Raw genomic sequence first — 25,471 nt, forward strand, 5'->3', positions numbered from 1 at the left:
GCTATTGTGATGAGCAGTTATTCAAATAATAGGCAACAGCGGTGGCGATCATAGAATTGCCATTGAGATCCAAGGGGGTGGGGTCTTGGGGCGGCTGGGGTTCTGCGTGCAAAAAGTGCCAGTGACCACCAAAAAATTCTTCATGGGTGAGAATTTGATGGAAATGATGTGCCTGCAATCCCGCCACCAAAACAGGCCCTTCAGCAAAATCATCACGACGAATCGTTGCCACCGGTACCCCCAAGCGACAGGCCTCCGCGTAGGTGCCATAGCCGGGCTTGGACACGACTCGACCACAGAGAGGCATCACATCCACCGGGCGCAATTGGCGGCCACAGAGCTTCCGTAGGTTCGGTAAGTCCTCAGGGGCACTGGTATCAAAGGTAAGGAACTGCCAATCGGGAAACCCCTTGAGGGTCTCATAGGGAATCGCTTGCAAGCTCAGGCCGCCAAAGGTTAAAAGAACTGTGCGATCGCGGGGAGTGGTGAGGCCAAGGCGCCGCCGCAACTCCTCTGGCTCAAAACGCGGTTCGGCTCCCGTCAGTCCCACGGATTCCTTGTGGGGAAAGGCATTGAGGGGTTCCGCAAAGGGCAGTTGAAACAAGCGATCGCACCCGCTATAAAGATTACTCACCCAATCCGCAATCTCGCTAAAGTCATCGCCAAAGGAGCGATAGATAAAATCCCAGCCAAAGTTACTAACCATCCAACAGGGCACCCCCGCTGCATGGGCGATCGCCACCGCCAAAGGGGGAATATCCGCTAGCACCAACTGTGCCCGATTTTGCTGAATAAACTCTGCCTCGGCGCGGATCAACTCAGGGGCTGCCGCCTGAAGTTCCAAGAGCTTGGCACGGGTTGCAGGCAAATCCATTTGCAAACTATCGGCTTGTACGACCCCCAGATCAAGGGCACGGGGACGATGAATAAACTCCCCCTCCAGATTCGCCTGCAACAACCAATAGGGAGCTGCCGTCACGATCAGTGGCAAGAGATCCGGCACTTGGCGGCGAATGGCATTCACCAGCGCCGTTGTCCGCGCCACATGACCAAAGCCATGGTTTGTGATTGCCACGTAGAGGGTCGGTCGAGCCACAGGTGTGTTCTTGCCAAAACCGATGCAATCTTAACATTTGTAACAACTCTCGATTGGTGTGCCAAACCGCTTTTTTCTGAAGAAGTGCGAACAGGCGGGGAACAGATGGCTCAAATCAGACCCGTCTCGCTCTGGGTGGCTATAATAGATTTATTTCATTCTATTCAAATGAAGCATAAGATAGATTTATTACTGGTATTTATAAACTTGTGTTGCTTTTTATGAAGATATGTAACATACTGTTGACTAGGAGGCAGAGATAAGCATAGCAACACGCTAGACGTTCAACATCTCTGAAGCTGTATGACCTATACCACCGATACTCGTTTCACTCCCTCGACACTGGCCACAGCCGTTCAAGAGGTTACCACTCTTTTCAACTGCCTGAGTGTGGATGACAAACTAGGACTTCTGTGGTTCATCTACACCGAAACGGGTCGTTCGATTACAGCCGCCGCTCCCGGTACGGCTCGCCTACAACTGGCGGAAGGGCTGCTCAATCAGGTCAAAGCACTCAGTTTCGATGATCAACTTCAATTCATGCGCGACTTGGTGGCCAATGTGGACACCCCTCTCACCCGTGCCTACGGTGTCTTTAGCCCCAACACCAAGCTCGCCTTCTGGTATCAACTGGCAGAACTGATGAAACAGGGGTTTGTGGTACCTGTGCCCCCCGGTTATACCCTCAGCCGCGATGCCGATCGCGTGTTTGCAGCCATCAAAGCCCTTGACTTTGGTCAACAGATTACTGTCCTGCGGAATGCAGTGGTCGCCATGGGGGTGGATCCACTTGCCGTCTAATTAAGATGCCATGGGTTACGCAAGGGGGCAATGTGCTCCCTTTTTTTGTCCAGATACAAACCACTGAGGAACTGAAACCATGACCCATCCTGTTCAAGGAAGTCCCATTCTCGGCATTGATGAGCCAACTATAACTGCCTATTTTGCTGCCCTCAATGAGGAACGCTACGAGGCTGTGGCCGCTCTGTTTGCTGAAGAAGGAGTTCTCTATCCGCCCTTTGAGGATGCTGTGGTGGGTCGGGGGGCGATCGCCCATTATCTCCACCTTGAAGCCGTGGGTATGCGGGCAGAACCCCTTAAAGGAGAACTACTAAGCACAGAGGGCACAGAACGTCGCTACCGCCTTGTGGGTAAAGTTACACTCCGCCTTTTTAGCGTCAATGTGGCTTGGCAATTTGGCCTCAATGCTGAGGATCAAATCACATTTGTGAAAGTGGATTTGCTGGCAACCTTGGAGGAACTCCTCAACTATCAGCCTCTACGTCAGCAGCGCTAGGGCGACCGGAAAACACCTCGGACTCTAAGGCCTCCACGCGATCGCGCAAATTGTGGAGAATGCCCGAATGACTCAGACGCACCGCTGCCAACTGTTCCCGTAGGCGATCGTAGTTTTCGGGCAGTTGTTGGCGCAGATGAATCACTTCACGGCTAAGGGCATTCACCCGTCGCTCTAGATCCGCCAGCCGTTCAGGCAAATGCTCCGCTTGAATATAAAACTTGCAGACAATGTCAACAATTGCCGCTTCAAGGCTAGTAAATTGATGCTCCCGCTGATAGGCATACAGCCAACTGAGAACATCGGGCGGTAAATGCTCCGTAATTTCCGACTCAGAATTCACGATTCTATCCTGTGGCAGGCTGTACTTCTATTGTGTCGCTTTAGGGAGAGCAGTGGCGAGAGGGTCGAAGCATCGGAATGGACACCTGTAGTCAGGCAAGGCCACTGCCATTGAGTAAAAACTTGGGAGGCGTCAGCCAAAAGAGTTGACTATTACCAAGGGGATCGGTTTCTGGAATCTGCAGGCCAATAATGCCGGCTTTCTTGAGCTGGAGGTGTCCCAAGGCTTTGCCACAGATGAGCAGTTCTGCCCAGTGACTAAGATTGGGTTCATGACCCACGGCAATCAGGGCTCCCTCATGGTCTTGACGCCAGTGGTTCAGCCACTGCAGCCAATCTGGCAAACGACCGCTTGGCGCCAACAGGTCAGAAATCATCAGATCGGGGGCAACCCCCACTTCAAGGAGAATTTCTGCGGTTTGCCGTGCCCGCACTAGTGGGGAGGAGAGAATCAGTTCTGCTTCAATGCCTAGATCCAATAACCGCCGCGCAATCTGCTGGGTTTTCTTTTCGCCTTTGGCCGTCAGGGGGCGATCGCTATCACTGCCTTCAAACACTTCCCGTTCGACCGCGATTCCGTGGCGGAAAAAAAAGACTGTTAGCTCCGTCATAAAGACCTAAAACTTGATTACTACAAACAGTGCCTTACTCCGTACCGTGGAGGACATTGTTCTTCGGATTGACGAGGTGGAGGAGCTTCTGCTTAATCTGCGTATCGTAAACGCTCCACTTGAGTTTAGCGTATTCTGGATTTTCATTGAGACCCGACAAGAAGCCCACGGGAATTTCAAAACCGCCGGCCTGGGAGCGACCGCCACCAAAGAAGCGTCCTTGGCGATCCTTACCAAAGGCCTCTTTGATAAATTCGTCGGGGTCAAGGGTAATTTTTGTTGTGCGCAGCGAACCGATAATCAGTTCCACTTCTTCATCTTCGTCGTGGACGAGGCCATAGACAACGGCAGTGTGGACGTTCTCTTCAGTCACAAGGAAATCCGCCGCTTGGGGAATGGCATCGCGGTCTTCGTAGCGGATATAGCCCACGCCAGAAATTGAGAAATTGTTGTGAATGGAGCGGTTTTTCAGCGATCGCTCGATCACATCCATCACCTGCTTCGAGCGGTGGGACTGCAAAATGGTGTTCAGCAGTTGATAATCAATAAAACGACTCAGGAAGGCGGCTGCGAGAAAGTCCTCTTCTTTGGCTTGTTTGAGGCAATCGGTGTCAGAGCGCAGGCCATGCATCAGAGCCGTGGCACATTTCACGTGAACTGGGTTACTACTGTCGAGGGTGAGTAGCCCCGCTTGCAGGTATTGGGTAAAGATGGTAGCCGTGGCGCGGGTCGTGGGTCGAATGTCTGTAAACTCGGCTTGAATGACTTCTTGGAGACTGTGGTGATCAATGATGGCGATCGCGGGCAGGCCTGCCTCCTGTACCATGGGCAGCAATTGACTGGTGGTGCCTTGGTTGTCAATGAGAACGTAGCCTTGGTAACAGGTACAATCCCGCTGATCTTTATTTTTCGTACCTTGCACCGCCCAGCGCACAAGGGGCATCCCCGTCAGCCGCACTAGGGTGATATTCTCCTGATGGCTCAGGGCACCGGCGTAGGCAATATCGCACTGAATCTCAAACTGCTCAGCAATAAGCTTATAGGTCCATGCCGAAGAGAGGGCATCGGGGTCAGGAAAATCTTGGAGAATAATCAACTGCCGCGTACCGCGATGGCGTTCCAACATTTGCCGCAGCGCTTCGGCACGAGGGTCACTCAAGCGAACTTCCGCCTTGGCCAATTCTGTAGAGGTCGTCTCCGATTTCACCAGTGCGTTACCATTCAGTTCAGGATGAGTAGAACCGACGTCACTGGCAGCAGGGTCACTGAGTTCAAGTGGATAGGGAGATTGCATAGTTGTTTCAGCGTTGGATAACAGGGTTGAACCCAATGGGGAACGCGCAGAAGATAATTGTCGTCACCATACCGTCAACGACTCTATCTCGATCTTGGCAGATATTTTATCGTTTGGCATCCCCCCTTGGACAGCGGTTGCGCCAGTGGCGATCGTCCCCTGCTTGGCAGCCTTTAGCTTTTACTTTAGCGATCGCGCTGTTTTTGGCGGGAACCCACAGTGTGAAAGCGCAGCAGGTGTGGCGAGGCAGTGAATTGGTATCCTTGCAGCGAGCCTACGATGAGTGGCAGCAGAAACACATCCTCTATTTGGGTGAAACCCATGACAGCGCTGCTGACCATCAGGCGCAACTGTTGATTTTGCAGGAATTGCAACGGCGGGGTCGCCCCCTAGCGATCGCCCTAGAAATGATGCAGCGCCCCTTTCAAAGCGCCCTTGATGCCTACATTGGCGGTGAAATTACGGAAATGGAACTGCTGGAGCAAACCCAATATGCTCAGCGCTGGGGCTTCCCTTGGTCGCTCTATGCACCGATTTTTCGCTTTGCCAAGGAGCAGCAGATTCCCCTAATTGCCCTAAATACGCCCACCGAAGTCACCCGCCAAGTGGCACGCCAAGGTCTCGAGAGCTTAGGGGAAGATGATTTTCGCTATATTCCACCCCTATCAGATATTGACTTGAGCAACACTGCCTATCGCGATCGCCTGCAGGAGATTTTTGTTGCTGCCCATCAAGGGATGAGCCACAGTATGAATTTTGACTTCTTTTACCAAGCTCAAGTCCTTTGGGATGAAACCATGGCCAAAGTCATTGCTAAACAGCATCAGCGGCATCCCGATCGCCTGATTGTGGTGCTGACAGGGCGGGGTCATGTTTATTTTGGCGATGGCATTCCCCAACGGGTACAGCGACGGCTCTCCCCCAACCTCCGCCAAGCAATTATCCTCCTCAACCCGACAGCAACGGAAAAAGCCAAACCCCGCATTGCCGACTGGTTCTGGCAAAATGATCCCTCTCTCTAACCTAATCAGCCAAGCCATGTTCAAGGGCAAAGCGCACGAGTTCTGTGCGGCTACTGGTACCGGTTTTCACAAAGAGGCGACTGACATACTTTTCAATATTGCGAACACTGGTATTCAGTTGGCTGGCAATTTCCTTATTCATCAGACCCTTGACCACCAGTTGCAGCACACTGGCTTCGCGGGGGGTGAGATCCAGTTGAATTGGGGGAGCCGTGGGATTGCGTTTGCCCTGTTGGACGAGCATTGCCCGCAGTTCGGCAATTTGTTGGGCTAGATTGGCCAGATTGGGTTCGGCCTCATCGCGAGCAGCCGCTTGCCGCCGCAGCAGATTTTTAATGATGGCCACCAGTTCATCGGGGTCAAAGGGTTTGGCTAGGTAGGCATCACAGCCAGCATCATACCCTTGGATGCGATCGCGCTTCATGCCCCGCGCTGTGAGGAAGATAACGGGAATATGGTTGAGATGGGGCTGTTGGCGCACTGTTTCCAAAAAAGCATAGCCATCCATCTGCGGCATCATAATATCCGTAATAATCAGGTCGGGCACATTGGTTTCTAGATACTCCAGAGCCGCTTGACCATTGGCCACTGCTGTCACCTCAAAGCCACTGTCCTCTAAATAGGCCGTTACCGCCTCGCGCACCCCCGGCTCATCATCCACCAGCAATAATTTTGCTGTCATTGGCTGTCTCCTATGCCAGTAGGACTTAATTTACAGCCCTTTTCACACGGATGGAATACGCTCAGCCAGTGCTCATCTGTGTACCCCAGAAAAGGACTGTATTTATGCTCTAACATAATTGGCAATACCTAGGTGGAATAATTGAATGGCGATTATTGCGCTGCGGGCATGGTACCTACCGCAGTATGAACCCCTCGAACACATCGAGCAACGTCCCCACGATCTACGGCTCAACAAAAGTAGCTTGCTGAAAACGGCATTGCGGGCAGATTTTCTCGATGACTTAGAAACGGTGCAGCGTTCGGAGTGGTTTCAACGCTATCGCCTTGGGGAAACGGTGGAATTTTATATTGAGGGCAGTGGCAGCTATACAATTGCCAACATTGATGTTCTCAGTCATGAAATCTATTTCATCAAGAGCGATCGCCTGAGTTACTTGGAACCAACCCTCTTTTTCAGTGCCGCCGATAGCCCCAGTAGTGACGAGATTCGCACCGCCCTCAAAGCATTTGTGACCAATACCCCTAGTCGCTTCCCCTTGGAACTGGTCGAAAGCCCACGCTCAGCCACGGCTCCTCTGCGTCTGGATAGTCCCGTGATCACCCAATTGCGTCGCTCACTGCTCTTTATTGCAGATGGGAGTGGGAATGAACAGTTGCATGCAATGGTTGCCCTCGAACTGGGCTATGCCCTAGCCAGTAAACGCCGCAATCAACTCCTTGTTATTCAGCAGGAGCACCCCAGCCAGCGGGCGCCTCTTCCCATTGAAGTTCCCAGTCGCCAGCGCCTCATCTATAGCCATTCCCAAGAGCTAGCCGAGAAGTTGCCCACCGTGCTGCAAACGCTCCTAGAACCTTTTGATTTCCATTGATATTTGCATAGGGAAGCCCGTTTCGGGAATAACCTGACCGTTAACGAACGAGATCGTAGAGCAGGTGGGAAGGAACTCCTGCCGCCAAGAGAAGGCGCGGTAGAGTGGGCAGGACACGACAGCAATGCCGAATGAAATCATGGATCCACCGTTGCAAGGTTTCGACTTCATAGTTGGTTAAAAGTCGATCGTGGGGCGTGAAGTTACGGTTGTGGAACTGCTCCACTTGAATTTGCGCCAACCAGCTTTCACGGGGTCGTGTCAATAACCAATAGTTAGTGACAATCATTTTGCCAAGGTAGCGTACCGTTACTTCTGTAATTCGCCGACAGTATTCATAGTAATCAGCAAGGTTTGTCGATTCATGGTTTACCCTAGGCACAGGAATCTGCTCTTGAGTTTCCGCAACCTGTCTAAAGAAAGACATCAAATCTGTTAAGGCACTGTGGGAGACAGGAAGTTGAATACCAATGAGGTCAAAAATTTTCTGCTCAATCTGTTGAAGCTGGTGAGTTTGATGTGGTTCGTTAACTTTTATTTTTTGATGTAACTCAATGAGAAATTCTAATTGATTCAGTTGTGGATAGGTTAAATGATCTAGATTAATGTAACGCTCTAGGTATTCTTCCTCAATGCCCAGTGGGTGTGTGTCACGGGCAACATAGGATTGAATGGCGGGATGCTCTGCCAGTAAGCGCCGCATATAATAGCGAGTGACTGGAGAAATATTCATAGGGGGAACCCTCACAGTTAGGACAGGACATAGCTGCAAAAGGGAGAGAGGCACGTGACATGCACGTACTTTCAGGTGTGTAAGAAGTTAAGTCAATGATGAATACTTAATACTTGTTTAACAAACGCAGGGACTAGGGAAGCAAGTTAACATAACCAAATAGTTATTCAAAAAACTAATCATCGTCATCAGGGAAACACCAATCACTTCAGGTTTACAAGTAAATTTACGGTATTTAAGTTAAAAGAGAACTCTAACTGTGTTGGATGAAACATGTTTCTGTTATAAATGCTCAGATCTGAGATCGTCAAGTATTGATTGATACAAATAGTGTCAAGTATTAATTGATACAAATAGTTTTGCGTCACCATTCTGTAACATAGCCGCTACGTGACACTGCAAAATTTAAGAAATCGTTTACATTAGTTCATATTGAGCCTAAATTTGGTAGCCAAGGCTACAAATGTTGTCAATAAATGATTTGATTTTTTTATATTCTGATTACAACTCTTTACATTAATTTTTATTAATTGCAGCAGCTCCATTTCTATCCACAGACGGGGATCATTCATCCCCTTGGTTGTAGGGTTGATCGGCAAAGATACAGTCAGAAAATTTCTGGGGCGATCGCGAGTGATCTGCCAATGCAGCAATGGTATCCGCTGTTCCGAGAAATCAGCGATGATTGTCTTACCCTTGATGCTGTTTAACCTCTCATCTCGTTATTGAGCCGCCTATGCTTGCTGTTTATCCTGGAAGCTTTGATCCCATTACCCTAGGGCACTTGGACATTATTGAGCGGGGTGCTCGTCTCTTTAGTGAAGTGATTGTGGCGATCGCCCATAACCCTCAGAAAAAAGCCCTCTTTAGCGTGGCGCAGCGGATCAAACAAGTGCAGGCGGCAACTGTCCACTTAAAAAATGTGCGGGTGGATACCTTTGATGGCCTCACCGTTGAGTACGCGCGATCGCAACAGGCAACAGTTCTTCTGCGGGGGCTACGGGTTCTGTCGGACTTTGAATACGAGCTGCAGATGTCCCACACCAATAAAAGCCTCTGGCCAGAGATTGAGACCGTGTTCCTCACCACGTCCAATGAGTATAGTTTCTTAAGTAGTAGCTTAGTAAAAGAAATTGCCCGATTTGGCGGTAATGTTCGTCATCTAGTACCAGCCACTGTTGCAAAGGATTTAGAAGCATGCTTTACTCAAACGCCGATCGCATCTCAACGACCACTGGAGTAAATGAAGCGCTTGATGTCCCTTCCGTACCGCTGCAACTCCTGCAACAATTGGAAAAGCTGGAAGAACTCCTGATTCTCGAAGGGACGAAGATCCCGCTGACCGGCCGCAAACTCATTGATGAAGAGCAGATCCTAAACCAACTTGCCCACATTGAACAGGCGATCCCCGAATCAGTGAAGACAGCGCAGCGGATTCTCAATCAGCGGGATGAGATCATTAAACAGGCCCAGCACCGCGCCCAAGAAATTATCCGTGCCGCAGAGCAACGCGCTGCCCAAATTGCCGATGAACTGCGGATTCGCCAGCAGGCAGAACTCGAAGCCCAAAAAATTCGCCAGCAGGTGCAGCAAGAGGTGGAGTTTATGCGCCAGCGCGCGATCGAGGAAATCAATCTGCTACGGCAAAACACAGAAAAAGAACTAGCCCATCTGCGCCAAGTGACCCGCCATGAATGTCAAGAGCGGCAACAGGAAGCGGATGCCTATGCCGATCGCACCCTTGCGGAAATGGAACGCCAATTCAAGGAAATGCTAGCGGTGATTCAAAATGGGCGCCAATACCTCAAGCAGCACCAAGCCCACCGTCAACCCTAGGCAATACCCCAATTCAATTGTCACGCTAGCGGGCTTTCACAGGCTCTAGGGTAAAAAACGTTTGAAAAATTTGCGTATCCACCTCATTCATTTGCTGCTGCAAGTGATCGAGGAACTCGTGCATGCCTTGACCAATAATTTCATCAATCGTCAAATAGTCCAGTTGCGATCGCAGGCGTCCCAGTTGGCGTTCCACGGGCTGGTGCCAGCTCCCCAAGGGCGTCCCTGTAATTTTGTAGAGGGATTTTTCCACCTGCAACAGACAAAAGCGGATCGCGCGGGGAAACTCGGCATCGAGAATCAAAAACTCTGCGACCCCTGCGGGTGTAATCCGATGCGAACCCCGTTTACGATACATCTCATAGGCACTGGCGGACTTGAGGAGCGCAATCCAACCCAATTCATCAATGGGCGTGCCCACATCTTCCACTGAGGGCAACAGCAGATAGTATTTCACATCGAGAATCCGCGAGGTCTTATCGGCTCGCTCCAGTAGCCGCCCCATTTGACCAAAGTGCCACGCTTCATTGTGGCTCATCGTACTATCCATCACGCCGGCAAAAAGGTGACTGGCCTGTTTCACTTGCTCCAAAAAGCTGGCAATCTCCAATTGATCCGGGGCTTTAGCCGCCTCCCGCACCATTGTGTAGAAGGCATTCACCTGCTGCCACATTTCTGAGGAAATCACCTCGCGAATGGATGTGGCATTCTCCCGTGCCGTCCGCAGACAGGAGATGATCGAGTTGGGATAGGTGGTGTCAAAGGTGAGGAACTGAATCACATTTTCAGCCGTGGCCGTGCCATAGTGTTCCTGAAAAAAGGGCAAATCCCCCGTTGTTAGCACTAGGGGATCCCATTGACTTGAAAGACTCGTGGGCAGATCCAGCAGCATGTTCAAGTTGACATCAACAAAACGAGCAATATTCTCTGCCCGCTCAATGTAGCGATTTAACCAATAGACCGCATCGGCAACACGACTTAACATATACTGGCAAGCATTCACTCTCTGCCCACTCTAGCAACCTTTTCCCGTCCTGAGTATATGCAGCAAACCCGTCTTAATACCCTGCTTGATCGTTTAGGCGCCGGGATTCAGGAGCAGTTAAAAAATCCGTGGCGACGGCTAGCAACACTGAGTATTGCCTTTCTCTTTGGGGTGTTCTTGGGCTTAGCCATTTCCTCGAGTGCAGGTCAATTGGGCTATTTAGATATTGTGGCCTCGAGCATCGTAGCAATTATTGCTGAAGTGATTAGTGCTATGTTCTATAGCGATCGCTGGAAACTGCGGCAAACTCTCTTTGGCGAAATTCTCAATGCCTTGAAGTTCGGTCTCCTCTATGGTTTGTTCCTCGTTGCCTTCCTTCTGGGAAGTTAGTTGCTAATTCAATTGGAAACCTCATGAATGAGTATTGCGGCAATTTTAATCGCCATTCCCGACAATGAACCGCCAGCAGACCTTGAAGCACTCATCGCCGCCGCAGAGGAAGGAGACTTACCCAGTTGCATCCTAGAAACTGCATGGCACGGTCTGCAAACGACCCTAGCAAAACGTTTTGACCAGAGGCAATGGCTGCTGCCCACATCTATCCTGCTTCTCTTTTTAGCAAACCAGCAAGGGGCAGGAATACTCATTTACTGTGATTAGCCGAGGCTGGCATTCCCTTGTTACTCTCATATTTAAGAAAAGGGCTGTAATTTGAGTACAATAGTGTGATGCCAACGGCGGCTTGCCCTGTTGGTACGGCGTTTACCCTAAGTTGATCACTGCCTGCTATGGTTCAAGAGCGTAGTCTGCCCTCTTTGTCCATTCCCCAAACCACGATTACTCGTGAGCAGGGGTTAATGCTCTATGAAGATATGGTACTGGGGCGCACCTTTGAAGATAAGTGTGCCGAAATGTACTACCGGGGGCGGATGTTTGGCTTTGTCCACCTCTACAACGGTCAAGAGGCAGTCTCTACAGGTGTGATCAAGGCGATGCGTCCCGATGATTACGTGTGCAGTACCTATCGCGATCACGTTCATGCCCTGAGCGCCGGTGTTCCTGCCCGTGAAGTAATGGCTGAACTCTTTGGCAAGGCGACGGGGTGTAGCAAAGGCCGGGGCGGCTCAATGCACCTCTTTTCTGCTAAGCATAATCTCTTGGGGGGCTTTGCCTTTGTCGCTGAGGGGATTCCAGTCGCAACGGGGGCAGCATTTCAGACGATGTACCGCCGTCAGGTGATGGGCGATGCCAAGGCCGATCAGGTCACCGCTTGCTTCTTTGGTGATGGTGCCAGCAATAATGGCCAGTTCTTTGAGTGCTTGAATATGGCAGCCCTCTGGAAATTACCCATTCTTTTCGTGGTGGAAAATAACAAGTGGGCGATCGGTATGGCCCATGAGCGTGCCAGTTCCGAAACAGAAATCTACAAGAAGGCCAAGGTCTTTGGCATGGTGGGTGAGGAAGTAGATGGCATGGATGTGCTGGCGGTGCGTACAGTGGCTGAGGCAGCGATCGCCCGCGCCCGTGCCGGTGAAGGCCCCACCCTAATTGAAGCTTTGACCTACCGTTTCCGAGGGCACTCCCTTGCCGATCCCGATGAACTGCGCTCCAAAGAAGAGAAAGAATTTTGGCTGAAGCGCGATCCGATCAAAAAGCTGGGTGCCTACCTCGTGGAGCAGGAACTGGCCACTAGCGAAGACCTGCGTGCCATTGAGCAAAAAGTACAAGCGATTGTGGATGATGCTGTGGCCTTTGCCGAGGAAAGTCCTGAGCCTAAGCCCGAAGAACTCTACGACTACATCTTTGCAGATGAATAGGTTGGGTCGCTGCCAGCAACGGGGGCATTGCCCGAAAAATAGGACAATTTTGCAACAGGAGCAAACTCACGCGGTAAAACGGTTCGGACAATCTCGGACAAAGCAATATCCCACTGTTGGCCAAGTCCACCGAACACTAGGAAACAATGCCTAAGAAGCAACCGCAAACACAAATAAGTGGAATTTGGCATGTTGCAGGGGGCTGGGGTGTTGTCTTTTGGTAAACACTCGTCTGGCGAAATGCGCTGAGGGGCATAGCTCACAACGACAGTTCTAGGGGAAACTCGTGTTTAAGAGAACATTATTTACAGATTAAGGGATTATAACCTAGCCCCACCTCCCTACAGCCCTTGGCTGATCCCAGTCTCAGCAACGTCAAGAATATATTTTTATCAATGAATAAACCATTGCTGGGTCTGTTGATTAGGATAGTCACTAGAATAAAAGGAGCTTTCCCTAGAACATTGGCATGTTGTTGACTCCTCCTTTGTTTGCCTGGCTGGATGGTCTCTGGGATGGGGTATTCTCCACCCAGGGGATCATGATCATGCTGCTGATGGGCTACGCAGGGGCGATGTGGCTCTTTTTGTCCAGTGCCCCCAAGGTCTATACGATCATGGTCTCGGATTTGGAGCACGCGCGGCAGTTCTACGAGCAGGAGTTGCATTTGCCGATCGCTGATGTACCGCTGCACTACTACTACAACTATGAGCAAACCCTTGGCGTGGCTTCGATGGATCCGCTCTATGTGCCCTCGGCCTTGAGCTACAGCAGCCCCAAGCGCCCCAGCCCTAGTGATGGGTTGTGGTACCAACTCAAGAAAAATACGCAACTGCATGTCATTAGTGGTGCCAGCAAGGGGGAACGCCACCGTCAGCGCCATGTCTGCTTTGACCGTGAGTGCCTCGAACTCCTATTGCTGCGGATTCAACGGCGGCAGTTGCGCTACAAAATGCGCAGCGATCGCCCCCTCAATTTCCTTGTCAAGGACTACGACGGCACCGTGATTGAAATGGCAGAAATTTCGGCGCGGCCATGACAGACCTCCAAGAACTCCCTAGTCGTGGTCATCTCTTGACGGAGCAGATCAATCCCGCCAGCCAGAATCTGGATCAGCTCACTCCCTTGGAACTAGTTGATCTGTTTAATCAGGAAGATGCCCAAACGCTGCGGGCGATCGCCCAAGCCCGCGAGGTCTTAGCCCAAACCATTACCGCCACAGCAGCCCGCCTCCGCCAAGGGGGACGCCTCTTCTACGTTGGTGCCGGCACCAGTGGTCGCTTGGGGGTTTTGGATGCTGCGGAATGTCCACCCACCTTTTGTACACCGCCCCATTTGGTTCAAGGCATTCTGGCCGGCGGTGAGGCTGCCCTTGTGCGCAGTTCCGAAGGCCTTGAGGATCGCTACGAAGATGGCGCCGCCGTGGTGGGCGATTGCCAGATTACTGCCCAAGATGTGGTGATGGGTATTACCGCTGGCGGAACCACTCCCTATGTTCATGGGGCACTGGATGCAGCGCAAGCAGTAGGGGCACTTACGGTCTTTATGGCCTGTGTTCCCTCGGATCAGGTACAGCGGGCTGCCGACATTGACATTCGCCTACTGGTGGGGCCTGAACTCCTTGCTGGATCCACCCGTTTGAAAGCCGGTACTGCCACAAAAATGGCACTGAATATCATTTCCACGGGGGTGATGGTGCAGTTGGGCAAAGTCTATGGCAACCGCATGGTGGATGTGGCGGTCACCAATCGTAAGCTCTTGGATCGTGCCCTGCGGATTCTCACGGATCTCACGGGGATTGATCGCGCAGCAGCAGCAGCTCTCCTCGAACGCAGTGGCTACCAAGTGAAGCGTGCCCTGCTCATGTACTGGACAGAACTGGATGCCCTTGCCGCTCAAGCTCTACTCGATCAACACAATGGCCAACTGCACGCGGCCAAAAGTGCTGCCCTGAACCCCTAAATGCCCACTTTGAAGCCAAGACCGCGATTATTGCGGGGTTCCTCAAACTGCCTGTACACCTTTGGATCGGGGCGAGTAGGCACAGGCGAAATCTCTAGGCTGTTTTCAATCTCTGCCATATTACTCGCAGGTGGGACAGCATTGGGGTTTGCCGCAGGATCGGGGGCTGATTGCAGTGCCGATCGCAACTCGGGGCTAACTTGAATCGTGCCAATGGCAGCGGAATTAGCAAAGACAGGTACAGCAGGCAGCATACTGGCAATTACTATCCAAGGGATTGAGGAGAAACGCATAGTAAAGAATCCTCAAGGGGGTTAGAAATTAAGCACTTAAGAACCCCTAACTGCGTTGGGAGTATTCTCTATGTTTTCTATTTTAGGGCAGCCACCTCTCCCTTGGTTGCAGCAAGGGATACCCCCTGTAGTGGCAAGATAACAATAGGACGGAGAGAGAGGGATTCGAACCCTCGGTGAGTTGCCCCACACAGCATTTCCAGTGCTGCGCCTTCGACCACTCGGCCATCTCTCCACGTTTAGGCAGTTCTACTATCCTATCAGAAGTCCTGTGTCTCTGCTGCATCCCATTGCCCAAGCCAGTTTTGCCATCATTGATCGCGAGATCGGTCCTCACCCCTTTGATGCCCCAAGCTATGCGATTTTGCGGCGAATTATCCACAGCACGGCAGATTTTGAGTTTAAGAACCTGCTGGAGATTTCGCCGGGGGCGATCGCCCACATGACACAAGCCCTGCGCTCAGGTGTGCCGATTATTACCGATGTGGCCATGGTCAGGGTCGGCATTCAAACCATGGTCAGCCGTACCTTTCAGAATCCAATTATTACCGCCCTTGACGATGGCAGCCACACCGCTCCCGATCAAACCCGCAGCGAAGCAGGGATGATCCGCGCTTGGCAACAGTGGCCCGATGCCCTGTTTGTGGTTGGGAATGCGCCAACGGCGCTCCTTGCCCTGTGCGATCGCCTGCAACAAACCCGTGTACCGCCGGCGGGCGTCATTGGTGTCCCGGTTGGCTTTGTCAATGTTGTAGAGTCAAAAGCAGCCCTTGCCCAACTGCCCGTGCCTCAAATTCGTGTTGCCGGTCGCAAGGGGGGATCGCCTGTGGCGGCAGCGATTGTGAATGCCCTGCTGGAGTTGGCCGATAGCAAGGAGTCAGTGTGACCCCGATTCATGTGGTGGGCATTGGCCTAGAGGGGCTGGCAGGGTTGGGGGAAACAGTTCAGGAAATTATTCGCACAGCGACGCTTTTGGTGGGGAGCGATCGCCATCTTCAGTTGATTCCCCATGGAGACGCCCGCCGCTTGTCTCTACGGGACTTTAACGCCAGTTTCAAGGCGATTCAAACCCACTTGGCAACAACCCCGAACCCCCAAGTGGTCATTCTCACCAGTGGCGATCCCCTGTTTTACGGGCTGGGACGCTGGCTGCTCGAAGTCTTTACTCCCGATCAGTTGACGTTTCATCCCCACCTCAGTGCGGTGCAGTTGGCCTTTAGTCGGCTCAAGCTCCCTTGGCAGGATGCCGTGATCTACAGTGCCCATGGTCGCGATTTAGCGGGGTTGGTGCCGCTGTTGCAGCGGGGGGTGGAGAAAATTGCCATCTATACCGATGGTGAGGCTAATATTGCTGCCATTAGCCGCTTATACCAAGCATTGCACCTGCCGGTGTCCTATCGGGCGTGGGTGTGTCAGGCCTTGGGTAGTGCAGACGAAGCCATTCTGCCGTGGGACTTAGCCCAACCAGTGACAATGCTTCCGCCGGTACATCCGCTGAATTTGGTGGTGCTCCTGCGTCAACCCCAGCACCTACCCCCTCGGGAACAGCCCGTTTTTGGCCTAGGGGATGATCAATTTTTCACCTTTGGCGATCGCCCCAGCTTGATGACAAAGCGGGAAGTGCGGGTATTGGCCTTGGCGGAACTTGCCCTCACCGGCACTATCGAAACCGTTTGGGATGTGGGCGCCGGCACCGGCAGTGTTGCTGTGGAAATCGCCCGCCTTGCCCCCCAAGCCACCATCTATGCGATCGAGAAAACGGCGATTGGCTTTCAACTGATTGAGCGCAACCGCAAGGCTTTTGGTTTGACCAATCTGATCCCAATCCAAGGAGCAGCACCCCAGAGCCTCAGTGGCTTGCCGCAACCGGATCGCGTGTTTATTGGCGGCAGTGGTGCCCAATTACTGGCCAATCTCGACTATTGTTGGTCACACTTGAAAGCTGGCGGCCGGTTGGTGCTGGCGATCGCCACCCTCGAACACCAAGGCCAAGTTCTCCACTGGTGTCAAACCCAGCAAATCAGCCCGCAAGTGCTACACATGCAACTCAGCCGCTCCGTTCCCTTGGGTCAAGGCCACCGCCTCCATCCCCTCAATCCAGTCACCCTCATCACCCTGAGTCAGGGGTAAAAATAGCCATCGGGATAAACCGTGGTGCGATCGCACACCGCAGCCGACAGATCAACACCCGTTGCCCGAAAAAAATTACACCGCTGTACCTGGGCTGCCGTTAAATCTGCCTGCTCTAAATTGGCCTGTTGCAGGTTGGCCCCTTGGAGATTCGCTTGTCGCAAATTGGCATAGCGCAGATCCGCCCCCTGAAGATTAGCGCCTTGCAGGTTTGCCCGTTCCAAATTGGCCGATCGCAGGTTGGTGCGGACAAGGTTGGCTCCTTCAAGATCCGCTGCCGCAAGGTTCGCTTGATACAACTGAGCATCCCCTAATTCACTGTGGCGTAGATTGGTGGCAATCGCTTGAATTCGATTCAACTGGCAATAGGGCAAATAGGCATTTTCCAAATTACTCTCACTGAAATCGGCATCACTGAGATTGGTGTCAAAAAGGCTCAGACCCGTCAGATCGCTGCCCCGAAAATCTCGTTCCCCCGCTGCATAGGCTGCCAATAGTTCCTCATTGCTGAATTTGGCCATAATGGTATAAAGAGCGTTGTACTGTGACTAAGTATTTCTACCTAAACCTTTTTGACTGTAGGGGGATTTATTGAAGAAGTTCATATTACTTAATGGTTTCTTAACTTGGTGAGGCACCACAATGGGGTTTCAACCGCTTTCCTTGGCACAGCATTACCACGAACGCACCAAGTACACCCCTGAGACCTTAGCCCAACAGGCAGCACCGCTCGATTTTAGTCGCCAGCCCAGTCCCTGCAAAACCTATCCTCTTGGTCAGTCCTTCTCCCTCAAGCCGTTTTTAGAACTTGAGCAGGGGGCAACCCACCCCCACTGGCAGCGACTCTCACGGTTGTTGTACTGTACCTATGGCATTACTGGGGTGGTTCCCTATGCCGATCAGCCCTTTTATATGCGGGCAGCACCTTCTGCCGGGGGGCTATATCCAGCGGAAATCTATCTCCTCACTCGCAACGACACCGCCGTTCCCGCTGGCATTTATAACTACCAAGTGAAAGACCATGCCCTTGTGCAGGTGTGGCAAAGCTATTCTTGGTCAGCCCTACAGGCCGCTTGTCTTTGGCATCCAGCGCTAGAAAGGACGCACATTGCGCTGATCGTGACAGCCGTCTTTTACCGTTCCGCTTGGCGTTATGGCGATCGCGCCTATCGCCGCATTTGCCTCGACATTGGGCACCTCTTGGGGAATGTGGAACTGGCCGCCAATATCAATGACTTTCGCGCTCACTTCATTGGTGGTTTTGTGGATGCCCAAATGAATGAACTGCTTTACCTTGATCCAGAACAGGAGGGGGTGTTGGCGGTGGTTGCCCTTGCCAATTTACTCGAAGTGGGCGAAAACTTGTCCACGTTCCCCGCAGTGTTGGCCTCTGCCACCTGCTATGACTATGGGGCGATCGCCAGTGGCGAGCTACTGAAAGCTTACCATTGTGCCAGTGCCCTCACCAATAGTGACATGATCTACGGCATGGCCAAAGAGACTCCCAGCCCCCCTGCCAAGGAGCCTACTGAACCCCCTGCTAGTAAATACAACTTTCCCTTTGGTCTGCGGGTGAGTCTCAGCAAAACCATCATTGACTGGGAAACCAATCTAGCCGCTCTCCAGCAAACCATTCTGCAGCGGCGCTCGACTCGTCAGTACAGTGGCCAAGGGATTGAAGTGGATCAACTGGCTGCCCTGCTCACCTTTGCCTACCATCCTCAGGACTACCGCGATCAAGGCCTAGATGAAGCCCCTAGTTTCTTTGACCCGACATTGGTGGAAACCTTTATTGCCGTGACGCGGGTCAAGGATCTAGAGGAGGGCTGCTACTACTATGCTGTGGCCGAGCATGAGTTACGCCAAATTCGCTTCAAGAACTTTCAAGAGCAGTTGCATTTCCTCTGCCTCAATCAAGACCTCGGTCGCGATGCCGCTGTGGTGATTTTCCATACCGCCAATCTGGAGCGGGCGATCGCTCGCTATGGGGAACGGGCTTATCGCTACCTCCACATGGATGCTGGCCACCTTGGACAGCGGATCAATTTGGCTGCCACCGCTTTGGGGCTAGGGGTCAGTGGCATTGGCGGTTTCTTTGATGATCAGGTCAACGATCTCTTGGGCATTCCCCCGCAAGAAGCGGTTCTGTACATTACCACCGTTGGCAAAGCAGCGTGACCCTCACCACCCGTGGCCACTACAGTATCAAGGCTCTATTGGACTTGAGTTTGTTACCCAACTATGGGCCTGCCTCCGTGCGCGCCATTGCTGAGCGGCAAAAGATTCCTGCCCCCTATCTGGAAAAACTCTTGATTGAATTGCGGCGGGCTGGCTTGGTGCGATCGCTGCGAGGCGTCTATGGGGGCTATCAACTGGCCCGTCCCCCGGCCGCCATTTCCCTGCGGGATATCCTTACTGCCGTTGGTGAATCGCCGACCCCCCTGTTTTTGCATCCTCCCCAACCGGAAGATGGCACAGCGGATTGGGTGACCTTGAGTCTCTGGCAACGACTCCACCAAAAACTTCAGGATGCCTTGGCCAGTATCTCCCTTGAGGATTTATACTTTGATGCCCGTAGTTGGCAAGCGGCTCAAGGGGATGGGGCAACGTTTGTCGTCTAGGCGATCTAGGCTAAGGGCATCCCAGAGTGGGGGGAGACACCCATGTCAGCACCAACCTACCCCAAAGCATGGCTGATCATTCGCGAACGTGGTTTGCCGAAACGGGAAGTTATTCTCAGTCCCGATCGCCAGTGGACGATTGGTCGCCAACTGGATTGCAATATTCTCCTCAAAGATACCTACGTCTCGCGAGTGCATGCCGTCATCAACGCCTTTCTCTTTAAGGGGCAGCCCCTCTATTTCATTAGTGATTACCACAGTCGCAATGGCACGCTCCTCAATGGCCTGCCAATTCAGCACAGCACCCTCCTCCACCATGAAGATGTCATTTGTGTGGGTACCACCCTCATTGTTTTTTACTATCCAGACATGTTTAAGGACATCTCCCTCGATGAGCGCCCCAAACTGAGCAAACGTTCAACCGGCAGTCTGCCTTGGGTTGGCTAGGGGTTTGACAGCCACAGGGGATAAATTTTATGATGGAAAATTGTTGAGTTTGCACGGAACAGGTTTTCCAAGAGGCACGCATCCCCTCACCTGCACGGCAAGGAGTTTTTTAGTTTCTATGGCATACGCAATCATTGAGACCGGTGGCAAGCAACTGCGCGTTGAAGCCGGGCGCTTTTACGATGTGGAGCGGCTCCCCGTCGAGCCAGAGGGCACAATTGATCTAGAACGGGTGTTGCTGGTGCAAACCGATAGCCAAGTCCACGTGGGTCAACCCTACGTTAGTGGTGCGGTTGTCTCTGGTACGGTGATGGGGCACCGTCGCGGCCCCAAGGTGATTGTCTATAAGATGCGCCCGAAAAAGAAAACCCGCAAAAAACAAGGCCACCGCCAAGAACTGACCCGCATCATGATCAACGAGATTCGTCTTAACGGTGAATCCCTAGGAGGTTAACATGGCACACAAGAAAGGAACAGGTAGTACCCGCAACGGTCGTGACTCCAATGCCCAGCGTCTGGGTGTCAAGCGCTTTGGTGGTGAAGTGGTTAAGGCCGGTCACATTCTTGTACGGCAGCGGGGGACAAAGTTTCACCCCGGCGCCAATGTCGGTCGCGGCAGTGACGATACTCTTTTTGCAACGATCGCGGGTGTGGTCACCTTTGAGCGCTATGGCAAAAATCGCAAGCGCGTGAGTGTCTATCCCCTAGCCGAGGGCTAAAACCACTCCTCGATAAACATTCAAAAATCATCTAATTTGGGTCAATCCTCTGGGTTGGCCTTTTTTGTTGTCTTAGTCAATGACTCTCCTAAGGAAGTGTTGACCCGAGTATTGTAAATTTCTATGAACAGCTTGCTTTAAGGTCGAGAAATTGTTAAATTAGATACAGAAATAAATCGTTCATCTCTCGCAGGACATCAGTAAACGCTTTTCAGACCGAGTTTAATTGTCAGCGTTGTACCTTCGCGAGGGACGGAAGTAGGGAAACAGATCCCGAAGGAACGCGCCTCAGCCAGTCCACCTTGTAATAAAAATGGGGCGAAAATTATGACGACTCTTACTTATCGCGGCGTTCAATACAACTACGTTCCTCCAGCGATCAACACCCAAGCAACGGATGTCGTGGCCAAGTATCGCGGTAGCACCTATCGTGTGGCTGCTCCGACAAATCCACCGGAAGACTCCTTAAAAATCATGACCTATCGGGGTGTCAAGTATCAAAAAGGTAAACAGCCCGCTGGTGTTCCCGCTGCGCGCTTGGCCGATAATGTGGCTTCTGTGCCCATGACAGCAACGGTTAACGAAATGGCTCGCTCCTTGGCGATGGCACATCATGTGATGATTAAAAGCCGTGAACAAACCCTCCTTGCCCGGATGGCAGAAGCAATCGGCATGCCGGTGACGGCAGCCCACTACTGGAACCAAATCCAAGGGAAAATTAACCCCGTCTTTGGTGCCACCTACGATCGCTCCCCTGTGGCGCTGAGCTAAGGCAGCAATGACACTGGGTTGAAGTGTTGAGTTGAGTCAGTAGGAAAATAACGAGGGAGTCAGGTCATTCTTGGCTCCCTTTTGCTGTGGGCATTAACCCCGCCGATCCCAGGGCCCCCAAATGGCAAAGGTCATCCCCGGATGGTAGAGATTGACAAACATGGTTTGGCCGTCGGGTGAGAAGCAAACCCCCGCCAGTTCTTGATCATTGAGGGCATTGCGCGCAAAGGTGTATAGCTCTCCTTGGGGGGTGATACCAATGAGGCGATTAATGGCATCGTCGCCATCTTCGCAGCAAATGAGGTCTCCCCAAGGGGCCATCGTCAAGTTATCGGGATAATCAAGAACCTCTTTGCCGGGGGACTCGACAAACAGCTCAATCGTGCCACCATCTGCTGCGGTGCGACCGGGGCGGTATCGCCAGATTTGGCCTAGCCGCTTTTCACCACCACTGGTGGCTGTAAAGTAAAATTCGCCATTGTGGTAGCAGAGGCCTTCACCGCGTACAAATTGGGCTGCCCCTTTGTCGTAGCCCTCATAGCGCACGGTGTCGAGGGGGGGGTCAGGCTGGGTGATATTTACCCATTCCACTTCAAAGGGTTTGCGCAGGGGAAAATCCTGACCGGTGTTAATTTTCGGGTAGCGTTTGATTTTCAAGGCTTGGAGTTGGCCGCCAGCGGCAAGGTTGGTGGGTTCCTTGGGAATAAAGCGATAAAAGAGACTATCGCCGCGATCCTCTGTTTGATAGACGATATGCGTTTGCGGGTCGATGGCGATCGCCTCATGTTGAAAGCGCCCCATTGCCTTGAGGGGAACTGGCGTCACGGGGCCTTGGGCACTGATCGGTACTTCAAAGTTGTAGCCGTGGCGTTTTTGCACCGGACCGCGGTTGGCAGGATGTTCGGGCGTGGAAATGGTTTCCTCGCAGCTAATCCAACTGCCCCAAAGGGTTTTGCCGCCACCACAATTGCGCGAGGTACCGGCCAAAGAAACGTAATGCTTGAGGAGTTGCCGATCTTTGCTCACCACGAGTGTAGTGGTGCCGCCGGGGGCAATGGGGTCATACATCCGCTCCTTGGGAGCCACCACCCCCTGAAAGGCACGGGGTAGCCCCGGATACATCTCATGGTTGCGCACAAGGATGGTCGTGCCATCGGGGCCGGGGAAGGCGGCCATGCCATCATGGAGCGTCGGGACGGGGGTACCATCACTCAGGCGATCGCCCAGCTTGGAAAATACCCGATACTGAAAGCCTGCCGGCAAATCCAACAGGCCATTGGGATCCTGCACCAAGGGGCCAAATCCGCGTGTGGTCAGCAGTTCACCTTGGGCGGCCCGTTGATAGAGAAGCTGTAATCCTTGGGGAAACAGTGCTGCCCCCATACCGGCGGCGGCAAGGGTGAGGAAGCGACGACGTTGCAAACCCATAAAAAACCCATGTAAACTGCACAACCAACGGCTAAAAGCCGACCCCTATTGTCTTACTGCAAACTTAGGAAGTTATTCAAGGGCATTTTGTGGCCGATTGCAGATCGCTTGCTAAAATAAAGTCATAATGAGTTTGGATAAGTCAATGCGAGTGATCGATTTGCCCCTCAATGCCATTCGTCGTCCCCTGATTCGGCAAACGGATCCTGCAAAAGTCGCAGCGTTGATGGCCTCCATTGCGGAAATTGGCCAGCAGGAACCCATTGATGTCCTTGAAGTCGAAGGGCAGTACTATGGCTTTTCGGGGTGTCATCGCTACGAAGCCTGTCAACGGCTCGGACTGCCGACGATTCGGGCACGAGTCCGCCGGGCGCCCCGTTCGGTACTGAAGCTGCACCTTGCCTAGGCATCTTGTCAGATTCGCCTCAGTGTGGGATTCTAGCCAATTAGCCCCTCTAGGATAGCGATCGTGACCGGTGTACGCCTTGAACAACTGACCAAGGTCTATCGCGACCCCCAGCGCGGGCATGATGTCACGGTGCTGCAAGGGATTGATCTGAGGGTCGGTGCGGGCGAGTTTTTGGTGCTGGTGGGGCCTTCGGGGTGTGGCAAAAGTACCCTGCTGCGGCTCATTGCGGGTTTGGATGAACCAACCACGGGCACAATTTGGGTGGGCGATCGCGTGGTCAATGGTTTACCGCCCAAAGCGCGGGACATTGCCATGGTTTTTCAAAGCTATGCTCTTTATCCCCACTTGACGGTCTATGACAACTTGGCCTTTGGCTTGCGCCGTAACGCCCAGATGAATGGCCTCCTCCCCGCCCCCATTGAAGCAACTTTGACGCGCTGGACGCGATCGCTCCCCAAGGGGATGCAACTGTCTTTTCCCCGCGAACGCATGATTCACCAGCGGGTGATGCAGATTGCGGCGATGTTGCAAATTGGTCACTTGCTCTATCGCTATCCCAAACAACTGTCCGGTGGTCAGAAGCAGCGGGTGGCCCTCGGACGAGCCATGGCCCGCAATCCCCAAGTGTTTTTGATGGATGAACCGCTTTCAAACCTTGATGCCAAGCTGCGCACCGAAACCCGCGCTCAAATTGTCCAACTGCAGCAGCAATTGGGCATCACAACCATTTATGTGACCCATGATCAAACGGAAGCAATGACGATGGGCGATCGCATTGTGGTGCTGCACCAAGGTCAAATCCAACAAATTGCCAGCCCCCTCGACCTGTATCAACGCCCTGCCAATCGCTTTGTCGCTGAGTTTATTGGCTCACCGCCAATGAATTTCTTAGCCGTGACCCTCAACCAAGGGAAGATTCAGTACCACCATTGGCAGTTGTCCTTGAACCCGCCCTTCCCCTCGACAGCGAAGGCATGGTTAGGGATTCGTCCAGAACATTTCGCGCTGGCCACAGCTGAAGAGACCGATGTCCTGCCCGTTCAAGTGGATCTCGTGGAAGCCCTTGGCCATGAAACGGGCTTGACGGTTCACCTCTGTGCGACAGGAGAAACGTTGCGGGTGCGCTTACCAGGACAACAGCCGATTCAGCGGGGCGATCGCCTGTATTTGCGTCCTGATCCCCAGCATTTCCACTTCTTTGATGAGCAAACGGGGCAGCGACTAGAACCATGAGCCAACGCCTGCAAGCCCGCCTCGCCATGGCCGGCATTACCCGCAAGAGTCAACTGCGCCGTAAAGGATTTACCCGCCACCAAGCCAATGCCATTTGGTCAGGGGAGCTGCGTCGCTTGCGCCTAGAGACCCTCGAACACCTTGCCCAGGTTCTGGGGGTGACGCCCTTGGAGTTTTGGCAGTGGTTTTATGGTGAAGCGTCCCCTGAGGCTGCCCTGCAACACCAAGCCCTTCAGATTCTGGAGCCGTTTCTGCGTTTCTGGCCCACTGCCGCCTACGCCGCTAGCCAAAACCCCACTGCCCCCGCCCAGAGAATTTTGCCCCTTGTGAAGCCGGTGTTTCAACTCCTCGAGCAGTGGGGGATTCGGTTGATTGGTGAGGTTGGAGCCTGTGTTCCCTTTGATCCGCACCAGCACCAAAGCGATCGCGTGCCCTTAGAGAAAGGCACCCCTGTGCGCATTAGCCATGCGGGCTATTGGTGGGGCGATCGCCTGCTCTTTCGGGCGGTGGTGACGCCAGTAGATACTCTTGGACAATCTGCCCCCTCAGCACATGCTCCTGAATCACCCGCTCAATAACTGCTGGCGTTGCCGAGTGATACCAGACGCCATCGGGATAGACCACTAAAATGGGGCCCTGTTGACACACCCGTAGGCAATTGGCCTTTGTGCGAAAAATACAGCCCTCTGGGCGCGGTTGATCCAAGCCCAATTCCTTGAGGCGTTTTTTCAAATACTCCCATGCTTCTAAACCCACTGCCTTGTCACAGCACAGGGGTTTGGTTTGATCAGCACATAGGAATAGATGCCGCTGAATGTGATCAATGCCGAGAGCTGCTACTTGCTGCGCTAACGAAGGAGATGTCATAGTTG

33 protein-coding genes, 1 tRNA gene and 1 riboswitch are annotated in these 25,471 nt (G+C 52.7%); of the genes, 22 read left to right on the plus strand and 12 right to left on the minus strand.

Annotated features, from left to right (window positions below):
- Window position 1: 1 nt before the first annotated feature.
- Window positions 2–1,096 (minus strand): glycosyl transferase, encoded by a 1,095-nt coding sequence (locus tag RHJ02_RS07320; RefSeq protein ID WP_206199592.1) that lies wholly within the window; start codon window positions 1,094–1,096, stop codon window positions 2–4.
- A gap of 303 nt (window positions 1,097–1,399) precedes the next feature.
- Between RHJ02_RS07320 and RHJ02_RS07325 the strand changes: the two genes are divergently transcribed.
- Window positions 1,400–1,897, plus strand: a complete 498-nt coding sequence (locus tag RHJ02_RS07325) for an orange carotenoid protein N-terminal domain-containing protein (protein ID WP_206199593.1) — start codon at window positions 1,400–1,402, stop codon at window positions 1,895–1,897.
- A gap of 79 nt (window positions 1,898–1,976) precedes the next feature.
- Entirely contained in the window at window positions 1,977–2,393 is a 417-nt protein-coding gene (locus RHJ02_RS07330) for a nuclear transport factor 2 family protein (RefSeq protein WP_206199594.1), read from the plus strand.
- Here RHJ02_RS07330 and RHJ02_RS07335 read toward each other — a convergent pair.
- The 3 genes from RHJ02_RS07335 to RHJ02_RS07345 all read right to left on the minus strand — a co-directional run bounded on the left by RHJ02_RS07335 (window position 2,362) and on the right by RHJ02_RS07345 (window position 4,640).
- The gene (locus RHJ02_RS07335; protein WP_206199595.1) at window positions 2,362–2,736 is read right to left on the minus strand and encodes a hypothetical protein; all 375 of its coding nucleotides are present in this window, start codon (window positions 2,734–2,736) and stop codon (window positions 2,362–2,364) included. The two genes, RHJ02_RS07330 and RHJ02_RS07335, sit on opposite strands and share 32 nt — an antisense overlap.
- Window positions 2,737–2,827: 91 nt before the next feature.
- Window positions 2,828–3,346, minus strand: a complete 519-nt coding sequence (sixA, locus tag RHJ02_RS07340) for a phosphohistidine phosphatase SixA (protein WP_206199596.1) — start codon at window positions 3,344–3,346, stop codon at window positions 2,828–2,830.
- Between the two features lie 34 nt (window positions 3,347–3,380).
- On the minus strand, window positions 3,381–4,640 hold the full coding sequence (locus RHJ02_RS07345) for a bifunctional oligoribonuclease/PAP phosphatase NrnA (RefSeq protein ID WP_206199597.1): 1,260 nt from the start codon (window positions 4,638–4,640) through the stop codon (window positions 3,381–3,383).
- A 113-nt stretch (window positions 4,641–4,753) separates the two neighbouring features.
- Here RHJ02_RS07345 and RHJ02_RS07350 point away from each other — a divergent pair, with 113 nt between their 5' ends.
- On the plus strand, window positions 4,754–5,662 hold the full coding sequence (locus RHJ02_RS07350; RefSeq protein ID WP_302677933.1) for a ChaN family lipoprotein: 909 nt from the start codon (window positions 4,754–4,756) through the stop codon (window positions 5,660–5,662).
- Window position 5,663: 1 nt separating this feature from the next.
- On the opposite strand, the gene RHJ02_RS07355 is transcribed toward RHJ02_RS07350, so the two are convergent.
- Complete coding sequence (locus RHJ02_RS07355) at window positions 5,664–6,344, minus strand: response regulator transcription factor (protein ID WP_206199599.1); 681 nt, start codon at window positions 6,342–6,344, stop codon at window positions 5,664–5,666.
- A 145-nt stretch (window positions 6,345–6,489) separates the two neighbouring features.
- Here RHJ02_RS07355 and RHJ02_RS07360 point away from each other — a divergent pair, with 145 nt between their 5' ends.
- On the plus strand, window positions 6,490–7,215 hold the full coding sequence (locus RHJ02_RS07360) for a hypothetical protein (RefSeq protein ID WP_206199600.1): 726 nt from the start codon (window positions 6,490–6,492) through the stop codon (window positions 7,213–7,215).
- A 40-nt stretch (window positions 7,216–7,255) separates the two neighbouring features.
- On the opposite strand, the gene RHJ02_RS07365 is transcribed toward RHJ02_RS07360, so the two are convergent.
- Complete coding sequence (locus RHJ02_RS07365) at window positions 7,256–7,948, minus strand: hypothetical protein (RefSeq protein ID WP_310800084.1); 693 nt, start codon at window positions 7,946–7,948, stop codon at window positions 7,256–7,258.
- 736 nt (window positions 7,949–8,684) lie between these two features.
- Here RHJ02_RS07365 and coaD point away from each other — a divergent pair.
- Both coaD and RHJ02_RS07375 read left to right on the plus strand, forming a co-directional pair.
- Window positions 8,685–9,191, plus strand: a complete 507-nt coding sequence (gene coaD / locus RHJ02_RS07370) for a pantetheine-phosphate adenylyltransferase (protein ID WP_206199602.1) — start codon at window positions 8,685–8,687, stop codon at window positions 9,189–9,191.
- Window positions 9,146–9,784, plus strand: a complete 639-nt coding sequence (locus RHJ02_RS07375) for an ATP synthase F0 subunit B (protein ID WP_206199603.1) — start codon at window positions 9,146–9,148, stop codon at window positions 9,782–9,784. The genes coaD and RHJ02_RS07375 overlap by 46 nt, the downstream gene beginning before the upstream one ends.
- A 25-nt stretch (window positions 9,785–9,809) precedes the next feature.
- Here RHJ02_RS07375 and RHJ02_RS07380 read toward each other — a convergent pair whose 3' ends face one another.
- On the minus strand, window positions 9,810–10,769 hold the full coding sequence (locus tag RHJ02_RS07380) for an alpha-E domain-containing protein (protein ID WP_302677938.1): 960 nt from the start codon (window positions 10,767–10,769) through the stop codon (window positions 9,810–9,812).
- A 57-nt stretch (window positions 10,770–10,826) separates the two neighbouring features.
- Here RHJ02_RS07380 and RHJ02_RS07385 point away from each other — a divergent pair, with 57 nt between their 5' ends.
- From RHJ02_RS07385 to murQ, 5 genes are all read left to right on the plus strand, one after another.
- Window positions 10,827–11,159 carry a DUF565 domain-containing protein gene (locus tag RHJ02_RS07385; protein WP_206199605.1) on the plus strand — a complete coding sequence of 111 codons (333 nt, stop codon included), beginning with the start codon at window positions 10,827–10,829 and terminating at the stop codon, window positions 11,157–11,159.
- Window positions 11,160–11,186: 27 nt separating this feature from the next.
- The gene (locus RHJ02_RS07390; protein WP_302676312.1) at window positions 11,187–11,429 is read left to right on the plus strand and encodes a hypothetical protein; all 243 of its coding nucleotides are present in this window, start codon (window positions 11,187–11,189) and stop codon (window positions 11,427–11,429) included.
- Window positions 11,430–11,557: 128 nt separating this feature from the next.
- Window positions 11,558–12,586 (plus strand): pyruvate dehydrogenase (acetyl-transferring) E1 component subunit alpha, encoded by a 1,029-nt coding sequence (gene pdhA / locus RHJ02_RS07395; protein ID WP_206199607.1) that lies wholly within the window; start codon window positions 11,558–11,560, stop codon window positions 12,584–12,586.
- A gap of 469 nt (window positions 12,587–13,055) precedes the next feature.
- Window positions 13,056–13,625, plus strand: coding sequence for a glyoxalase-like domain protein (locus tag RHJ02_RS07400; RefSeq protein WP_206199608.1), 570 nt, complete (start codon window positions 13,056–13,058; stop codon window positions 13,623–13,625).
- Window positions 13,622–14,548, plus strand: a complete 927-nt coding sequence (gene murQ, locus RHJ02_RS07405) for an N-acetylmuramic acid 6-phosphate etherase (RefSeq protein ID WP_206199609.1) — start codon at window positions 13,622–13,624, stop codon at window positions 14,546–14,548. Before RHJ02_RS07400 ends, murQ begins: the two co-directional genes overlap by 4 nt.
- Here murQ and RHJ02_RS07410 read toward each other — a convergent pair.
- A complete protein-coding gene (locus tag RHJ02_RS07410; protein ID WP_206199610.1) occupies window positions 14,545–14,841 on the minus strand; it encodes a hypothetical protein in 297 nt (98 codons plus the stop codon). The genes murQ and RHJ02_RS07410 overlap by 4 nt on opposite strands.
- A 150-nt stretch (window positions 14,842–14,991) precedes the next feature.
- Window positions 14,992–15,076 (minus strand) — tRNA-Ser (locus tag RHJ02_RS07415).
- A 36-nt stretch (window positions 15,077–15,112) separates the two neighbouring features.
- On the opposite strand from RHJ02_RS07415, the gene RHJ02_RS07420 reads away from it, so the two are divergent.
- Window positions 15,113–15,727: a cobalt-precorrin-8X methylmutase gene (locus RHJ02_RS07420; protein WP_310742831.1), complete on the plus strand. Its 615-nt coding sequence runs from the start codon at window positions 15,113–15,115 to the stop codon at window positions 15,725–15,727.
- A complete protein-coding gene (cbiE, locus tag RHJ02_RS07425) occupies window positions 15,724–16,971 on the plus strand; it encodes a precorrin-6y C5,15-methyltransferase (decarboxylating) subunit CbiE (RefSeq protein WP_310800085.1) in 1,248 nt (415 codons plus the stop codon). Before RHJ02_RS07420 ends, cbiE begins: the two co-directional genes overlap by 4 nt.
- Here cbiE and RHJ02_RS07430 read toward each other — a convergent pair.
- The gene (locus RHJ02_RS07430) at window positions 16,962–17,492 is read right to left on the minus strand and encodes a pentapeptide repeat-containing protein (protein WP_206199613.1); all 531 of its coding nucleotides are present in this window, start codon (window positions 17,490–17,492) and stop codon (window positions 16,962–16,964) included. The genes cbiE and RHJ02_RS07430 overlap by 10 nt on opposite strands.
- A 121-nt stretch (window positions 17,493–17,613) precedes the next feature.
- Here RHJ02_RS07430 and RHJ02_RS07435 point away from each other — a divergent pair, with 121 nt between their 5' ends.
- The 6 genes from RHJ02_RS07435 to RHJ02_RS07460 all read left to right on the plus strand — a co-directional run bounded on the left by RHJ02_RS07435 (window position 17,614) and on the right by RHJ02_RS07460 (window position 21,529).
- Window positions 17,614–19,149 (plus strand): SagB/ThcOx family dehydrogenase, encoded by a 1,536-nt coding sequence (locus tag RHJ02_RS07435; RefSeq protein ID WP_310800086.1) that lies wholly within the window; start codon window positions 17,614–17,616, stop codon window positions 19,147–19,149.
- Window positions 19,146–19,592 (plus strand): Rrf2 family transcriptional regulator, encoded by a 447-nt coding sequence (locus RHJ02_RS07440; RefSeq protein ID WP_302676304.1) that lies wholly within the window; start codon window positions 19,146–19,148, stop codon window positions 19,590–19,592. The genes RHJ02_RS07435 and RHJ02_RS07440 overlap by 4 nt, the downstream gene beginning before the upstream one ends.
- 42 nt (window positions 19,593–19,634) lie before the next feature.
- On the plus strand, window positions 19,635–20,039 hold the full coding sequence (locus RHJ02_RS07445) for an FHA domain-containing protein (protein WP_206199616.1): 405 nt from the start codon (window positions 19,635–19,637) through the stop codon (window positions 20,037–20,039).
- A gap of 118 nt (window positions 20,040–20,157) precedes the next feature.
- A complete protein-coding gene (rplU, locus tag RHJ02_RS07450; protein ID WP_206199617.1) occupies window positions 20,158–20,493 on the plus strand; it encodes a 50S ribosomal protein L21 in 336 nt (111 codons plus the stop codon).
- 1 nt (window position 20,494) lies between these two features.
- Window positions 20,495–20,758: a 50S ribosomal protein L27 gene (rpmA, locus tag RHJ02_RS07455; RefSeq protein WP_206199618.1), complete on the plus strand. Its 264-nt coding sequence runs from the start codon at window positions 20,495–20,497 to the stop codon at window positions 20,756–20,758.
- Between the two features lie 175 nt (window positions 20,759–20,933).
- A riboswitch (Glutamine riboswitch) is annotated at window positions 20,934–21,046 on the plus strand.
- Window positions 21,047–21,085: 39 nt separating this feature from the next.
- Window positions 21,086–21,529 carry a DUF4278 domain-containing protein gene (locus tag RHJ02_RS07460; RefSeq protein WP_206199619.1) on the plus strand — a complete coding sequence of 148 codons (444 nt, stop codon included), beginning with the start codon at window positions 21,086–21,088 and terminating at the stop codon, window positions 21,527–21,529.
- Window positions 21,530–21,622: 93 nt separating this feature from the next.
- On the opposite strand, the gene RHJ02_RS07465 is transcribed toward RHJ02_RS07460, so the two are convergent.
- On the minus strand, window positions 21,623–22,957 hold the full coding sequence (locus RHJ02_RS07465) for an alkaline phosphatase PhoX (protein WP_206199620.1): 1,335 nt from the start codon (window positions 22,955–22,957) through the stop codon (window positions 21,623–21,625).
- A gap of 145 nt (window positions 22,958–23,102) precedes the next feature.
- Here RHJ02_RS07465 and RHJ02_RS07470 point away from each other — a divergent pair, with 145 nt between their 5' ends.
- The 3 genes from RHJ02_RS07470 (at window position 23,103) to RHJ02_RS07480 (ending at window position 25,177) form a co-directional block, all read left to right on the plus strand.
- Complete coding sequence (locus RHJ02_RS07470; protein WP_206199621.1) at window positions 23,103–23,363, plus strand: ParB N-terminal domain-containing protein; 261 nt, start codon at window positions 23,103–23,105, stop codon at window positions 23,361–23,363.
- Between the two features lie 63 nt (window positions 23,364–23,426).
- Window positions 23,427–24,599 carry an ABC transporter ATP-binding protein gene (locus RHJ02_RS07475; RefSeq protein WP_206199622.1) on the plus strand — a complete coding sequence of 391 codons (1,173 nt, stop codon included), beginning with the start codon at window positions 23,427–23,429 and terminating at the stop codon, window positions 24,597–24,599.
- Complete coding sequence (locus tag RHJ02_RS07480; RefSeq protein WP_206199623.1) at window positions 24,596–25,177, plus strand: helix-turn-helix domain-containing protein; 582 nt, start codon at window positions 24,596–24,598, stop codon at window positions 25,175–25,177. The genes RHJ02_RS07475 and RHJ02_RS07480 overlap by 4 nt, the downstream gene beginning before the upstream one ends.
- Here the strand turns inward: RHJ02_RS07480 and RHJ02_RS07485 are convergent.
- Entirely contained in the window at window positions 25,059–25,466 is a 408-nt protein-coding gene (locus RHJ02_RS07485; RefSeq protein WP_149820658.1) for a ferredoxin, read from the minus strand. The genes RHJ02_RS07480 and RHJ02_RS07485 overlap by 119 nt on opposite strands.
- Between the last annotated feature and the right edge of the window lie 5 nt (window positions 25,467–25,471).

Source organism: Thermosynechococcus sp. TG215 (assembly GCF_031583455.1).
Lineage (GTDB): Bacteria > Cyanobacteriota > Cyanobacteriia > Thermosynechococcales > Thermosynechococcaceae > Thermosynechococcus.